Below are 14206 nucleotides of genomic sequence, written 5' to 3'. Positions count from 1 at the left end.
AAGCCGAAGGCCAACACGCCGCCACCGACGTCAAAGACCGCACCACCGACGCCACCTCCAACGTCAAAAACACCTAAAGTGTTTGGATAAGACAACAGGCCGGCTCCTTTCGGAGCCGGCCTGTTGCCGTTAACGCTATGAGTGCTGCCTGCACGGCTGGCGCCTGCCAGCCCGCGTACTTATGGGGCCAACCAGGCTACCGCTTGCCCTTCTTCCGTGAACCCTTGCCCCGCCCCTTGTCCGGGTTCGGCGCGTACCGCTGGGCCACCTTGGGCGCCTTCTTGGCTCCGGTACCCCGACGGTCCGGTTTGGGCTCTTTCTTGGTTTTCACCGGCTGGGCCGACGGCTGGCGGGAGCTTTGCGCTGTCCGTCCGCGGACAATACCGATGAACTCCTCAATCACTTCATCCGTTGAATCCGAGGCCCACGCCACGGCGATCTCCGTGCCGGGGGCACCGGTGAGCCGCCGCGCCACGGTGTCCTTGACGTTGAAGTGGCGGGCGACGGACATGGGGAGGATGGCCAGTCCGGCGCCCGTGGCCACCACCTGCAGCGCGGGCTCGGGGCCTCCGAGTGCAGCCACGTCAAGGAAGGACTCCTGTTCCAGGTCGGCCAGGGCCACTTCCTCGAACACGGAAATCTCATGGCCCTTGGGTGCCACCACGACCGGCTGCTCCTCGTACAGCGGAATGACGCTGAGGCCTTCGCGCTCCACGGGGAGCCGGACGAAGCTGAGGTCGGCTGAACCCTCGCGGAGCACCTCAACCTGCGCGCCGTCGTCGGACATAAACGCCTGCAGCGGAACGTCCGGCATCCGCTCTTCCCACCGCCGGATCCATTTGCCCGGGGTTACCCCGGCCACATAGGCAATGCGGAGCAGGCGGGGCGCGGTGTCTTCCGCCTGCCCGGCCGGCTGGTCCTGGTCACCGGGACCGGTTGTCTGGGGGATGTCGTGGGAGGGCACGTCTTCACAGTACCGTCCGCCCGGATACCCTTGAAGCATGACCTCTGCGAACTCCCAGTCCATGAAGCCGGCCACTGTTGCCAAGAAACTTGGCATCTATCTGCCCGCAACACCGCAGGAGTTCCAGGATTCGACCATCACCCGCGCCGAGTTCGCCGAACTGCAGGCCAACCCGCCGGAGTGGCTTGCCGAGCTCCGCCGCAACGGCCCGCACCCCCGCCCGGTGGTGGCGCAGAAGCTGAACGTGTCCATCAGCGGCCTGGCACGCGGCGGCGTTGAGGACGCGCTGACGACGGCGGAGATCACCGCGCTGCTGCAGGCTCCCCCGCAGTGGCTGGTCACCGAGCGGGCCACGCATGCCGCCGTCCGGGCCGAGGCCCAGCGGGTCAAGGAAGAATCCGCGAAGAAGGACGCCAAGAAGGCCCGCGCCAAGGCCGAGTAGGCCCGCTCGCGCCGCAGCTGTCCCGGGACCCTCAGTCCTGGTGCAGCTGGATGAAGTTGCCGCAACCGTCGTCGAACACGGCGCTGATCCCGGAGGGGTCCTCGGCCGGCTCGCCCTTGAAGCTGACCCCCGCGGCCAGCAGCCGCTCATACTCCGCCCGCACGTCCGGCACGCCGAAGACGATAGCCGGGAGGCCGGCGTCGTGCACGGCGTTCATGTAGGCGGCGCCGATCGGATTGTCGCTGGGTTCCAGCAGCAGTCCCACTGAACCGGCGTCCGAGCCGGGGTCCTTGATGATGTACAGGTTGTGCTCTGGCATGGCCATCAGGGTCTCGAAGCCCAGGGTTCCTGTGTAGAAGGCGTGGGCGGCGGCGGGGTCCTTGACGTGGATGCTGCACATTTTGAGTCTCATGGACCCACGGTACGTGGCGTTCAGCCCTCCGGAAAGATGCCCGTTCCGGCCCCGGCCGTCCGGACCATTGACCGGCCTTCAAGAACGGGGTGGAATGGAATTACCAGCCCGGGATTCCGCGGCCCGGGCACGCGCTGGAAGTCAGGTGTCCGCCATGGGGGAAGGATTCTTCGAGGGACTGGTCCAGGGGGCCTGGGCCCTGCTGCTGTGCGGCCCGGTGCTGGTGGCCAGTGTTGCGGTCACCGTCTTCGTGGTCCGGCGCCGCGCCCTGGCCGGCGGAAACGGGCCAACTGAACGTTCGGACCAGCTGTTTTGGGACCTGTTCCTTGGGGCAGCCGTTGCCGTTCCCGCCCTGCTGATCCCCACCATGATCTCGCCGTGGACGGGCCTGTTCCTGGGCGGAGCCGGCATTGCCGCCGGCGTGGCCGCCTACCGGGGGACGCCGAAGTATCTTGCGCGGCGCACGGCGCGCGACGACTACCGCGCGCTCGAGTCCGCGCACCTTGAGGCGCAGGCCCGGCACGACGAGCTGATCGCCCGGTGGAGGCGGTATGAGCTGGATCCGGCCTGCTCGATTGACTATCCGGCGCTGACGGATGTCCGGACCCCCGAAACCTCGGCCCTTATCAAGGCCATGCGGCAGGCTGACGAGCTGCGCGGTGCGCCCCACCGGGGATATCCCGACGCCGTCACCAGCCTGGGTGCCACCCTTGCCGCTGCCGAGAAGGCAGCGGGCGTCCCGGCGGAACAGGCGTAGACGTTACCCGCTGTGTCGCATTTCGTGGAACGGGGAACCCTGCGGCGATAGCATCCAATGATGGATCCCCAGGAGTTGCCAACCCATGACCAGTTCGGCAGGCGGCTGGAGGACCGCGGTGCCTGGCGGCAGGCCACCACCCTCGCTGCGGCCGGAGAACTGACTGCCCGCTGGCTGGAAGGCGAAAGCCAGTACCAGCCCGGAACCTTCGCCCCCGGCTTTGACGATGAAACCCGGCCGATTGCGTCTTCCCTCGCGGAACTGAACCGCAACGGACTCTTCACCAAGGAGTCCCAGCCCGGCCTCCGCCCGGGCCCGGCGGCGCAGCGGCAATACGTGACGGGGTTTTGCTCCGCGGCCGCCGCCTCGGCCCTGATCGGCCTGTCCGCCCGCACGGAGCTGGTCACTGTGGCGCACGCCCCCGGCGAGTCCAGCAGCGCCGCGATCCCGGTGACGCTGGCAGGCACTGAAGTCACCACGGTCCTGGGCTCCAGCGAGAATCCGGTGGACGAGGAACAGATCCGTGACTGGGCGGTGGAAACCAACGATTCCCTGGCGCTGCTGCTCGCCGACTCCTGGTATGTGGAGGTCTTCGACCCCGCCTGGGGCCGGAACGACCTGCTGCTGCCGGAGGTGCTGGCCGCCCTCTCAACGGTGGAGCCAGGTTAAGGGCACACAGCAGAAGGGCGGGGCGGCCTCAGCCGCCCCGCCCGTCAAATTCGCTGGCAGGCCCTACAGGTCCACCGTGCCGCTCTCGCCGACGCTCATCCGGCTGTTGGTGACCTTGGACTTGACCCACTGGAGCACCGTGGCAGCGGTGCCGCCGGGGCTGGTCCAGTATTCCGCCGAGTCCGAGTCAATGTGGAGCAGGCACACCTCAGGGGTGTCCGGGCCGTCCGGGAACCATGCTTCGACGGCCTGGTTCCACATTTCGCGGATTTTCTCCCGGTCCGTGACAACCTGCGCCGTTCCCGCAACGGAGACCCATTCGGTGTTCTTGCCAAAGGAGACGTTGACGCGGGGGTCCGCCCGGACATGGGCCACCTGCGAGGTGCCAAGGCCCGTGAAGAACCACATGTCGCCGTCGTCCTTCACGTCCTGGACAGCCAGCGGCCGGCTCACGAGGGCGCCGTCTTCGTTGATGGTGGTCAACATCCCAATGTGGGAACCGTTGATGATGTCCGTAACCTTGCTGATGCTCTCAGTGTCAGTCATATCTCACCTCGTTCGTGTGCGTGCGGGGAAACTCCCCTCGAGCCAGCCTATTGGTAAGCATGCTTATTTTCCAGCCCGGAAGTGCCTGTCCGCCCTGCGCTGAAACCGGAATCAGGCTCCGGCCGGGACGGCCACGCGGGCCACTTCGAGGATCCGGGCCGCAGTGTGCCGGCCCATCCGGACGGCTCCGTCGACATGCTGGTAGCCTTCGGCGGCCAGGTCGGAGGAGGACCAGTAGATGGGCCCCACCGGGGCATGCTGGTCCTTGCCGTAGCGGTGCAGGCCGCCGAGGTCGTAACTTGAGGCGTAGGCGCCGCGGGTCCACTCCTCGGAGCCCCAGTCCGATTCGTAGTAGACCTCCGGTTCCAGCGCCTCGGCGCCGAGGAACCCGGCAATGGACTTCAGGATGGCACGCCTGCGCTCTTCGACACCCAGCTCGAAAACGGCGTCGGCCTTTTCATCCGAGACGAACCCAACCAAAGTGCCTCTGGTGTCGCCGAAGTTGGTGTTGTCGTACACCTCCTGGACCAGGGATCCGGCGCCGAAGCAGGTACCGGACAGGCCGGAGTTCCGCCAGAACGGGCGGCTGTAGACGGCATGGACCTTGATGACCAGGCCCAGCGACTGGTGCTGGTGCATCTGGTGCTGGCGGCGGGGCAGCGGCGGGTTGAAGGAGACGCGTGAATAGAGGTTGGGCGGCACGGCCATGATCACGAACCGCGCGTTGACGGTTGCCCCATCCGAGACCACTTTGACGCGGTGGCCTTCGGTGTCCGGCTCCCAGTTGATGGTGCGCACCGGGGAGTTAAGGACGACGTCGTCCCCCAGCTCCTGCGCGAGCAGCAGGGAGACCTGCTGCATTCCGCCCACCACGCGCCGGTCCAGGATGAAGTCTTCATCCGTGAGGTGGCTAAAGGACCCCGCCGACGCCGCCATCAGCACGGCCTGCAGGGCGGAGAAGGCGTGGGCCGGCTTGGTGAGCATGCCGCCGGCGATGAAGAGGCCGATGTTGTTGCACGCCTCCTCGTTGGACGAGTGCTGCCGCAGCCAGTGGTGGAAGGAGATGGTGTCCAGCTCGCGCGCCTTCGGATGCGCCCACGGCTCGGTGGCGCCGATTTCCGCTGCAAGCCCGTCCAGCAATGCGGTCAGTTTGTCCATCTCGGCCTGCGTGTCCGGGTCCACGGGGAACGAATCGCCGGTGTAGCGCACGGGGACCCCGTCCGCGCCGATGTACATCGACTCACCCTCGCGGTACCGGGGGTACGTCTGCAGGCCCAGTTCGTCCAGGAGTTCCAGGAGTACGGTCTGGTCCGGCGAGACCCACTGGCCGCCGATCTCCAGCATGGCGCCGTCAACCGTGCCGGTCCAGGTGCGGCCGCCCACGCGGTCCCTGGCCTCGAGCACGGCAACGGTCAGGCCGGCCTTCTTCAGTTCACGGGCTGCGGTGAGTCCGGACGGCCCGGCTCCAACGACAACGACGTCGCGGTTCAGGTTCAGCATGATGTCCTCTCTTTGGTCCTGCCAGGTGACGGGAACCACTAAATGAACGGCATTCATTTATTAGAACTATAGCTGCTCCTGTCATGGACGGGAAGTGCCCGGTGGAATAATGCTGGAGACCACCGACGAAAGGGCAGGCATGCCGGCAGTATCAGCCACTCAGGGGCGCAACGCGGGGAGTGCCGGCACCCAGAGGCGGAGGGCCGGCAGGCCGTCAGCCGCCGTCCTGGACAAGGCCGGGATCACCACGGCGGCACTGGAGCTGATCAACCGCAAGGGATATGACGGCCTCACCATGGCCGCACTGGCCAAGGAACTGGACGTGGCGCCGTCGGCCCTCTACAACCACGTGGCAGCCAAGCGGGACGTCCTGCTCCTGGTGGAGGACCACCTCACCTCACTGGTGGATGTATCCGGCTTCGGCCCGGCACCGTGGGAGGAAGCCGTTCGCGGCTGGGCCTGGAGCTACCGGAACGTCTTCGCCGAGCACACGCCGCTCATCCCGGTCATCGCCGTCCTTCCGGTGACTGACGCACCGCAGACCCTGGCCATGTACGAGACCGTCAGCAAGGGATTCCTCGACGCCGGATTCCCGCAGGAGCGGATTGTCTCCTCCATCGTGGCCTTGGAGTCCTTCATTTTTGGCTCCGCCTATGACGTCACGGCGCCGGCCGATATTTTCGAGTCGGGCTCCATGGCGGAGGCAACACCGCACTTCACGGCTGCCGTGCGGAGCGCGGAAGGACAGGTGGACGGGCCACCCGCAGACGCCGCGTTCAGCCTGGGGCTTGAGGCACTCATCGCAGGACTGGGCGCCCTGCGGGAGCAGCGGGGTTAGTCCAGCCTCCCCGTATAGCCGCGACATCCCCACGACGGACCTGCCACCACTTGTAATACAAGTACTCTACTTATACCCTAAGAGGGCGGGCGAAGGAGCCCGGTCCCGCCTGAAGGAGAACCCGTGAGTACCGTCGATCTGATCCGGCACGTCAAGCTGTCCACCGCCCGCCTGCCCCTCGCCGTTCCCATCAGCGACGCGAAGGTCTTCACGGGCCGGCAAAAGCCCATGACCGAGGTCGTCTTCCTCTTCGCCGAGATCACCACGGAACTGGGGCACACCGGCGTCGGCTTCAGTTACTCCAAGCGCGCCGGCGGTCCGGCGCAGTACGCACACGCCAAGGAGGTCGCCGGCGGCATCATCGGCGAGGACCCCAACGACATCGCGAAGATCTACACCAAGCTCCTGTGGGCCGGGGCGTCCGTGGGCCGCTCCGGGGTGGCCACGCAGGCCCTGGCCGCAATCGACATTGCCCTCTACGACCTCAAAGCCAAGCGGGCCGGCCTGCCCCTGGCCAAGTTCCTGGGCTCATACCGCGACTCCGTGCAGACCTACAACACCTCCGGCGGCTTCCTCAACGCCAGCCTCGAGGAAGTAAAAGCCCGCGCCACGCAGTCGATTGAGGAGGGCATCGGCGGCATCAAGATCAAGGTCGGCCTGCCGGACAGCAAGGAGGACCTCCGCCGCGTCGCCGGGATCCGCGAGCACATTGGCTGGGACGTTCCACTGATGGTGGACGCCAACCAGCAGTGGGACCGTGCCACCGCCCTGCGGATGGGCCGCCAGCTCGAGCAGTTCAACCTCGTCTGGATCGAAGAGCCCCTGGACGCCTACGACTTCGAGGGCCACGCGCACCTGGCGCAGGTCCTGGATACTCCCATCGCCACCGGGGAGATGCTCGCCTCCGTGGCCGAACACAAGGGCCTCATCAGCGCGAACAGCTGCGACATCATCCAGCCGGATGCCCCACGGGTGGGCGGCATTACCCAGTTCCTGCGCCTTGCCGCCCTGGCGGATGAGCGCGGCCTGGGCCTGGCCCCGCACTTCGCCATGGAAATCCACCTGCACCTGGCCGCCGCCTACCCGCGCGAGCCCTGGGTGGAGCACTTCGACTGGCTCGATCCGCTGTTCAACGAACGCCTCGAAACCAAGAACGGCAAAATGATCGTCCCGGACCGCCCCGGCCTGGGCATCACCCTGAGCGACCAGGCGCGCGCCTGGACCACCGAATCAGTGGAGTTCGGCGCGTAACCTAGTTGCCATGAGCCGGAACCTCACCGCGGACCTCGCCGCTGACCTTCGCACCCGCATCGTCGACGGCGTCATCCAGCCGGGCGAGAAGCTCCCCAGCGAAAACACCCTGATCAGCGACTTTGGCGTCAGCCGCACCGTGGTGCGTGCCGCGCTGACCCGGCTGCAGGCCGAGGGACTCGTGGAAACCGAACGCGGGCGGGGCAGCTTTGCCCTGACCCCGCCGTCGGACGGACCCTCCCCCGCTCCGGGGGCGCGCCCGGTGGCCACCATGGAGGACCGGCTGCACCTGCTGGAGTTCCGCATGGGGGTGGAAGCGGAGGCCGCGGCACTGGCAGCGCGCAACCACACGGAGCGGCAGTTGCGGGCCGTCACCGCAGCGCTGGAGGAGTTCACGGCCAGCGCGGGGCACCCGGCACACGCTATGAAGTCGGACTTTGAGTTCCACCGGGCCGTAGCCGCCGCTTCCGGCAACCCCTATTATTCCGACTGCCTCGCGGCGCTGGGCCAGACGATGATCGCGATGCCGCGCACCCGGCTGATGACCGGCGTCGAGCACTACGCCCGGGACCATTTTGACCAGGTGGTGCAGGAACACCGGTCCATCTCGGAGGCCATCGCGGACGGGGATGAGGCTGCCGCAGCAGCTGCCATGCGCAGCCACCTGGCGAATTCACGACGCCGGTTCAAGGCATCGGCGCGTCCCTAGCGGGCGGGAAATATCGCCGCCACGTGGCACCAACCCGGTTCCCGTCGTCGAACCAGGCTGTGAGGCACCCGGGCCTGGACATAACACCCCGGAACCCCGGGGTGAGAAGTCCAAACAGCGGTGAAACCGGCTTTACGCAAACTCAGTGAACGCAGAAGAGCCCCGGTCCTAAGACCGGGGCTCTTCTTGTTTGCGTGCGCGAGGGGGGATTTGAACCCCCACACCCTTTCGGATACTGGCACCTGAAGCCAGCGCGTCTGCCGTTCCGCCACTCGCGCGCAACTTCTTCCACCAAGCAACGGCCCGTTTCCCGGATCCGCAACCCTGTAAAAGCAGCGAGATCAAGCATAACGGACAGTGGACGGAAATTACCAATTGGGCTCCCATGCGCCTGCCCGGCCCCGGCGAAACCCGAAAATTCGTGCCCCCGCCCAGGGACGGAACTGGGGAAGGATCCGGCCCGGTTGCGGCTGCGGAGCGAACTTTTGCAGGCGGCGGGCCGTTGTTGATTAAGGTCATTCACAGGGCTGCCCAGTAGTATCGGATGTAGGAGTGGCTGCCGCACGCGCGCACGCTCCTGAGTTGTGAACTGCACGGCGGGTGAAGTTCCGGAACGGAAACTGCCCCGCAGCCGGGGGGAAAGGAGAAGAATCATGGGTCTGCTGGACAAAGTTGAACGCGGCATTGAAAAGGCTGTCCGGGGCGTCTTCTCCACCGGCTCCCGCGCCCAGGTTGAGCCTGTGGAAATCGCCAGCAGGCTGCGCCGCGAGGTGGACCACAAGGCCCTCACGGTGTCGGCCGGCCGCACACTGGCACCCAACGTTTTCGACGTCCAGCTCAGTGAAGACGACTTCAAGAGGGCCCAGGAATGGGGCACCCCGCTGGCCGAAGAACTGTGCGATGTGGTGATCAACCACGTCCGCAGCCAGGGCTACACGCTTCAGGGATCGGTGCGGATTTCCTTCCGCCGGGACACGGAGCTGCGCGCCGGCGACTTTGAAATCATCTCCACCACCGAAAAGACCCAGGGTTCCCCGGCAGGCGCCCCCGCACGCTCCAACGTACCGGCAGCTCCCAGCCGCCAGCCGGTCCGGCTCCAGCCCGTCCTGGACATCGACGGGCAGCGCTACTCCCTCAACGCGCCGTCCATCGTGCTGGGCAGGTCCTCCGATGCCGACATCCATGTCGAGGACACCGGCGTTTCCCGCCGCCACCTGGAAATCCGTACGGCCAACGGCGTGACCAGCGCAGTGGATATGGGATCCACCAACGGCAGCTACGTCAACGGGCAGAAGGTGTCAGGGAGCACCGAGCTCACTGACGGCTCCACCATCACTATGGGACGGACAAAAATCATCTTCCGCCTTCTGCCTGCCGGCCCTGGTGGCCGCGCATGAGCGACCTGACAATCACGGCCCTGCGCTTTGGCTTCCTCCTGCTCCTCTGGGTGCTGATTTTCAGCATCGTGTCAGCAATGCGGCGGGACCTCATGGTGGGGCGCAAGGCGGCGTCCGGCGCTCCAACCCAACGCGAGGTCCGCAAAAACCCGGGCTTGGCGGAAGCCGCCCCGCAGCCGGTGAAGCAGCAGGCCCACCAGCTGGTTGTCATCGAGGGACCGCTGAAGGGAACCACCCTTCCGCTTGCCGCCAGCCCCATTCTCCTGGGACGGGCCCAGGAGGCCACGCTGGTCCTGGAGGACGACTACGCCTCCGGCCGCCACGCACGGCTGTTCCCCCAGGGCAGCCGCTGGTTCATCGAGGATCTCGGCTCAACCAACGGAACGTACCTGGCGGACCAGCAACTTACCCGCGCCCTGCCGGTTGAGCCAGGGGTACCCGTGAGAATCGGCAAGACGGTCATCGAATTGAGGCCATAGCCGTGGCCGCCACGCAATCCCCCGCAAACGGGCACCAGCCCCCGCAGCGGCCCCTCATCATGCGCTTCGCCGCGCGCTCCGACGTCGGCCGCATCCGCTCCAAGAATGACGATTCCGCCTACGCAGGGCGGCACCTCGCCGTCGTCGCGGACGGAATGGGCGGCCACGCAGGCGGCGACGTTGCCTCCGCCGCCACCGTCCTGGACATGATCCACCTGGACCGCGGCGGCTACCACGGTGACGCCGGCACGGTCCTTGCCGATGAGATCCAAACCGCGAATTCCCTGCTGTCCGAACTGGTGCACCAGAACCCCAAGCTCGCGGGAATGGGCACCACGGTCACGGCACTCCTGCTGGCCGAGGGAAAGCTCCACTTCGCACACATTGGCGATTCCCGGGCCTACCGCCTGCGCGACGGCGAGTTCACGCAGGTGAGCGTGGACCACACGTTCGTCCAGCGGCTCATCGACGAAGGCAGGCTCCGCCCGGAGGAAGCCGAGAGCCACCCGCACAAGAACGTCCTGATGCGGGTCCTGGGCGACGTCGACGCCAGTCCCGAACTTGATCTCGACACCCTGGACGTTCGGCCGGGCGACCGCTGGCTGCTCTGCTCCGACGGGCTCAACTATGTTGCGGGCCACGCCGTGGAGCGGACGGTGCGGGAGACCAAGGACCTCCGCGAGTGCGTGGAAACCCTGGTGGACCTGACCCTTGAAGCCGGTTCCCCGGACAACGTCACCGTGATCATGGTGGAAATCGTCGAAGAAACGCCCGACGACGTCAGTACGGCCGCCGTCGAAGTCATTCCTTCCACGAATGCCGCCTTGGCCGCTGCCGCGGCAGCCCGGAAGGACACCCCGCCGGAGGGCGGGAACGTCCCTGCCCGGGATGCCGGGGACCCTGGCTCCAAAGAAGCGCAGGCCGCGGGAGGTTCCACGGAGGCCGGCGGCGCTCCGTCCGTGCAGGCGGGCGCCACTGACCCGCATCTGGGCGAGCACTTGTCAGCGGAAGTCCTGCGGGAGGAGCTGGCGTCGCGGCCGCACGAACTTGTGGGTGCTGCCGCGGCGGCCGCCGAGTCCGGTTCCATCCCCACCATCGCGGGGCGCACTGTGGCGCGCAGGGCAGCAACCCTCCTCACCCACAGGGCCGAACAGCCGGGCAACGACGCCGAGGAAGCCCTCGTACCGCCCAAGCCGCGCCGGTGGGTCACCTGGGCCATCGCCGCATCGGTGCTGGTGGCGCTGACGGTGGGCCTGTGGCTCGGCTATGCCTGGACGCAGACCCGTTACTACGTGGGCGAGTTCGATTCACGGGTGGCCATCTACAACGGGGTTTCGCAGCGCCTGGGACCCATCGGACTGTCCAGCCTGGAGACCGTCACGGAGATCCGGATGGATTCCCTGCCACCATTTTCCCAGCAGCGGGTCCGCCAGACCGTTCCCGCCAACGACCTCTACGACGCCCAGCGCATCGTGAAGAACCTTGAGCTCACCGGGACCACGTCTCCCGAACAGGACTGCCCTGCGCCTTCTCCGTCCCCGGCAGCCTCCACCCCCGCCCCCGCGCCCACAGACTCCGCGGCCGCTGCACCGGCCCCGGACGCTTCTCCCGCGCCGACGTCCCCGTCACCCAGCCCCTCCGTCACCTGCGAGGCGGTCCAATGAGCCAGCTCAGCACCATGCCCAAACCGCGCCGCAACGTTGAACTCGCACTGCTCCTGCTTGCCCTCGCCGTAGGCATCGGCGCCAACATGCTGGTGGGCATCGACCGGGAGAATGCGTTTGATTCCGACTTCTGGTTCCAGTCCGGCCTCCTGGCCGTCGCTGCCCTGGTCTTCCACGGCGTCCTTCGCCTCCGAGCAAAGTATGCCGATCCGGTAATACTTCCGCTCGTGGTCGCGCTGAACGGAATCGGCCTGGCCATGATCCACCGGCTGGACGCCCCCGGGGACGACACCGGCAACAACCAGCTCCGGTGGACACTCATCGCCATGGCCGTGGCCATCGGGGTGATCTGGTTCCTGAAGGACCACCGGATCCTCCGCCGGTTCACCTTCATTTCACTGGCTGCCAGCGCACTCCTCCTGATCCTGCCGCTTGTTCCGGGCATCACCGCCGGCGAGATCCTCGGCGCACGGGTCTGGATCCGCCTCGGCCCCATGACGTTCCAGCCCGGCGAGGTCGCGAAGATCACCCTGGCTATATTCTTCGCTGGTTATCTTTCCTCCAACCGGGACCTGATCCTGCTGGCGGGCCGCAAGGTGGGGCCGCTGCAGTTCCCGCGCTTCAAGGACATGGGCCCCATGATCACCGCGTGGCTGGTCAGCATCGGTGTGCTCATCTTCCAACGGGACCTGGGCTCCTCCATCCTCTTCTTCGGCCTGTTCATCGTGATGATCTACGTGGCCACCAGCCGAATCAGCTGGGTAGTGATCGGCCTGGCCCTCATCGCCGGCGGCGGGTTCGTGGCCGCCCAGGTGTTCTCCCACGTGCAGCTGCGCATCGACGGCTGGCTCAATGCCTTCACACCGGAGGTCTACGACCGGTTTCCCGGCGGAAGCCGGCAAATCATTCAAGGCCTCTTCGGCATGGCCAACGGCGGCCTGATGGGCACAGGACTGGGCCAGGGGCGCCCGGACCTGGTCCCCTTCGCGAACAGCGACATGATCATTGCTTCCCTGGGCGAGGAACTGGGGCTCATCGGCCTCTTCGCCGTCGTGCTGATGTACCTGCTGCTGTTCACCCGCGGTTTCCGGGCTGCCCTCGGCACCCGCGACGCCTTCGGAAAACTCCTGGCGTGCGGGCTGTCCTTCGCCGTGGCGCTGCAGTGCTTTGTGGTGATCGGCGGCGTGACCCGCCTGATCCCGCTGACGGGCCTCACCACGCCGTTCCTGGCGGCCGGCGGCTCGTCCCTGCTGGCCAACTGGATCATAGTTGGCCTGCTCCTGATGATTTCGCACACCGCGCGCGGCCCCGTGGACACTACTCCCTTGCCGCCGGGCAAAGGATCGGAAGCACCAGGCATTGATACTCCTACCGAGGCGGTGAAGCACCTGTGAACCAGGCAATACGGCATTCATGGGTGGCGGCCATCGCCATGTTCGCACTCATCTTTGGAGCCATCAGCTACGTCCAGGTGATCGGGGCCGACGAACTCAAGGCCAACCCCTGGAACCAACGCGCCGTCCTGCAAAGCTTCTGCAACGACCGTGGCGCCGTCATTGTGGGTGGATCCCCCGTGGCCGAGTCCGTGGAAACCGGCTCGGAGACCTGCGCCTTCCAGCGCACGTACCCGCAGCCGGAAGCCTACGCAGGGATCACGGGGTACTTCTCGCAGAACTTCGGCGCCACCGGCCTGGAGCAGTCCATGGGAGCGGAGCTTGCCGGCAACTCGGACCAGCTGTTCCTGGACCGGGTGGGGCAGCTTTTCCTCGGAAACCAGCCCAAGGGCGCATCGGTCGAGCTCACCATCGACCCCGAAATCCAGCAGCTGGCCTATAGCCTGATCCCGGACGGGCAACGTGGCTCCATCGTGGTCACCAACCCCAAGACCGGAGACATCCTTGCCATGGTGTCCAAGCCGTCCTATGATCCGAACCTGGTGGCCACCCAGGACCTCGCCGCGGCCGATGCCAGCATGAATGAACTGATCAAGGTGCCCGGGATCAACCTGAACCCGAATGTCAGCGGACCCACCGGGGAACTGCTGGCCCCCGGCTCAGTGTTCAAGCTGGTGGATACCGCAGCTGCCCTGGCATCCGGGAAGTACAACAAGGACAGCGAGCTCCCCAACCCTGCGGAACTGCCCTTCGAGGGCATCCAGTACCGCCTGCCCAACTACGCAGGCGGCAACTGCTACACCCGGGACACAGCCAGTTTCGCCTTCGCGCTCCAGCAGTCCTGCAACACCCCCTTCGCGAGCATCGCCCTGGACCTTGGCCGTGACGCCATTGCCGAACAGGCAGCGAAGTTCGGGTTCGGCCAGGACATGGGCGATCAGCTCAAGCTGGACTACGCCAGCGAAAACACCTTCCCGGATGACCTCGACGGCCCCGGCCTGGCGCAGTCCGTCATCGGGCAGAAGGACGTCAGGGCTACGCCGTTGCAGGTGGCACTGATGACCGCCGCAATCGCGAACGACGGCGTCCAGATGCAGCCCACCCTCATCAAGACCCTGCGCTCCCCGGACCTCCGCGTGATTGATGAACCCCAGCCGAAGCAGTTGCGGACCTCCACCACCCCG

General features: G+C 66.5%; 15 protein-coding genes and 1 tRNA gene. 11 read left to right on the top strand and 5 right to left on the bottom strand.

The annotated features are described in order from the left end of the window. Positions 1-196 precede the first annotated feature (196 nt). On the bottom strand, positions 197-1003 hold the full coding sequence (locus tag ACKAE7_RS18535; RefSeq protein WP_190613091.1) for a LysR family substrate-binding domain-containing protein: 807 nt from the start codon (positions 1001-1003) through the stop codon (positions 197-199). Between ACKAE7_RS18535 and ACKAE7_RS18530 the strand changes: the two genes are divergently transcribed. Further along, positions 1002-1406: a DUF5997 family protein gene (locus ACKAE7_RS18530; RefSeq protein ID WP_104186612.1), complete on the top strand. Its 405-nt coding sequence runs from the start codon at positions 1002-1004 to the stop codon at positions 1404-1406. The two genes, ACKAE7_RS18535 and ACKAE7_RS18530, sit on opposite strands and share 2 nt — an antisense overlap. A 31-nt stretch (positions 1407-1437) precedes the next feature. Here the strand turns inward: ACKAE7_RS18530 and ACKAE7_RS18525 are convergent, their stop codons facing one another. After that, the gene (locus ACKAE7_RS18525; RefSeq protein ID WP_408979962.1) at positions 1438-1818 is read right to left on the bottom strand and encodes a VOC family protein; all 381 of its coding nucleotides are present in this window, start codon (positions 1816-1818) and stop codon (positions 1438-1440) included. 154 nt (positions 1819-1972) lie between these two features. On the opposite strand from ACKAE7_RS18525, the gene ACKAE7_RS18520 reads away from it, so the two are divergent. Both ACKAE7_RS18520 and ACKAE7_RS18515 read left to right on the top strand, forming a co-directional pair. Further along, positions 1973-2575, top strand: a complete 603-nt coding sequence (locus ACKAE7_RS18520) for a hypothetical protein (RefSeq protein ID WP_408979961.1) — start codon at positions 1973-1975, stop codon at positions 2573-2575. A gap of 60 nt (positions 2576-2635) precedes the next feature. Beyond that, complete coding sequence (locus ACKAE7_RS18515) at positions 2636-3244, top strand: DUF6919 domain-containing protein (protein ID WP_188810604.1); 609 nt, start codon at positions 2636-2638, stop codon at positions 3242-3244. A 63-nt stretch (positions 3245-3307) separates the two neighbouring features. Here ACKAE7_RS18515 and ACKAE7_RS18510 read toward each other — a convergent pair whose 3' ends face one another. Then, the gene (locus ACKAE7_RS18510; RefSeq protein WP_188810606.1) at positions 3308-3790 is read right to left on the bottom strand and encodes a pyridoxamine 5'-phosphate oxidase family protein; all 483 of its coding nucleotides are present in this window, start codon (positions 3788-3790) and stop codon (positions 3308-3310) included. 111 nt (positions 3791-3901) lie between these two features. Next, positions 3902-5290 carry a flavin monoamine oxidase family protein gene (locus tag ACKAE7_RS18505; protein ID WP_408979964.1) on the bottom strand — a complete coding sequence of 463 codons (1389 nt, stop codon included), beginning with the start codon at positions 5288-5290 and terminating at the stop codon, positions 3902-3904. A 139-nt stretch (positions 5291-5429) separates the two neighbouring features. On the opposite strand from ACKAE7_RS18505, the gene ACKAE7_RS18500 reads away from it, so the two are divergent. The 3 genes from ACKAE7_RS18500 (at position 5430) to ACKAE7_RS18490 (ending at position 8088) form a co-directional block, all read left to right on the top strand. Further along, the gene (locus tag ACKAE7_RS18500) at positions 5430-6128 is read left to right on the top strand and encodes a TetR/AcrR family transcriptional regulator C-terminal domain-containing protein (protein WP_377102899.1); all 699 of its coding nucleotides are present in this window, start codon (positions 5430-5432) and stop codon (positions 6126-6128) included. 123 nt (positions 6129-6251) lie between these two features. Further along, the gene (locus ACKAE7_RS18495; RefSeq protein ID WP_188810608.1) at positions 6252-7379 is read left to right on the top strand and encodes an L-talarate/galactarate dehydratase; all 1128 of its coding nucleotides are present in this window, start codon (positions 6252-6254) and stop codon (positions 7377-7379) included. Between the two features lie 10 nt (positions 7380-7389). After that, the gene (locus ACKAE7_RS18490) at positions 7390-8088 is read left to right on the top strand and encodes a FadR/GntR family transcriptional regulator (protein ID WP_104186620.1); all 699 of its coding nucleotides are present in this window, start codon (positions 7390-7392) and stop codon (positions 8086-8088) included. A 195-nt stretch (positions 8089-8283) separates the two neighbouring features. Here ACKAE7_RS18490 and ACKAE7_RS18485 read toward each other — a convergent pair. Further along, positions 8284-8366, bottom strand: a tRNA-Leu gene (locus ACKAE7_RS18485). 375 nt (positions 8367-8741) lie between these two features. Between ACKAE7_RS18485 and ACKAE7_RS18480 the strand changes: the two genes are divergently transcribed. From ACKAE7_RS18480 to ACKAE7_RS18460, 5 genes are all read left to right on the top strand, one after another. Beyond that, positions 8742-9485, top strand: a complete 744-nt coding sequence (locus ACKAE7_RS18480) for a DUF3662 and FHA domain-containing protein (RefSeq protein WP_104186623.1) — start codon at positions 8742-8744, stop codon at positions 9483-9485. After that, the gene (locus ACKAE7_RS18475) at positions 9482-9964 is read left to right on the top strand and encodes an FHA domain-containing protein (protein ID WP_104186625.1); all 483 of its coding nucleotides are present in this window, start codon (positions 9482-9484) and stop codon (positions 9962-9964) included. The genes ACKAE7_RS18480 and ACKAE7_RS18475 overlap by 4 nt, the downstream gene beginning before the upstream one ends. Before the next feature lie 59 nt (positions 9965-10023). Further along, positions 10024-11628: a PP2C family protein-serine/threonine phosphatase gene (locus ACKAE7_RS18470; RefSeq protein WP_408979963.1), complete on the top strand. Its 1605-nt coding sequence runs from the start codon at positions 10024-10026 to the stop codon at positions 11626-11628. Then, positions 11625-13022 carry an FtsW/RodA/SpoVE family cell cycle protein gene (locus ACKAE7_RS18465; protein WP_188810613.1) on the top strand — a complete coding sequence of 466 codons (1398 nt, stop codon included), beginning with the start codon at positions 11625-11627 and terminating at the stop codon, positions 13020-13022. Before ACKAE7_RS18470 ends, ACKAE7_RS18465 begins: the two co-directional genes overlap by 4 nt. Further along, on the top strand, positions 13019-14206 hold a 1188-nt coding region (locus ACKAE7_RS18460; RefSeq protein ID WP_408979960.1), incomplete at its 3' end, for a penicillin-binding transpeptidase domain-containing protein. The genes ACKAE7_RS18465 and ACKAE7_RS18460, both read left to right, overlap by 4 nt.

This window comes from Pseudarthrobacter sp. NKDBFgelt (assembly GCF_046097905.1).
Taxonomy (GTDB): Bacteria; Actinomycetota; Actinomycetes; order Actinomycetales; family Micrococcaceae; genus Arthrobacter; species Arthrobacter polychromogenes.
The sequence above is the reverse complement of the archived record's forward strand: the minus strand, read 5'-3'. Positions and strand labels throughout refer to the sequence as shown.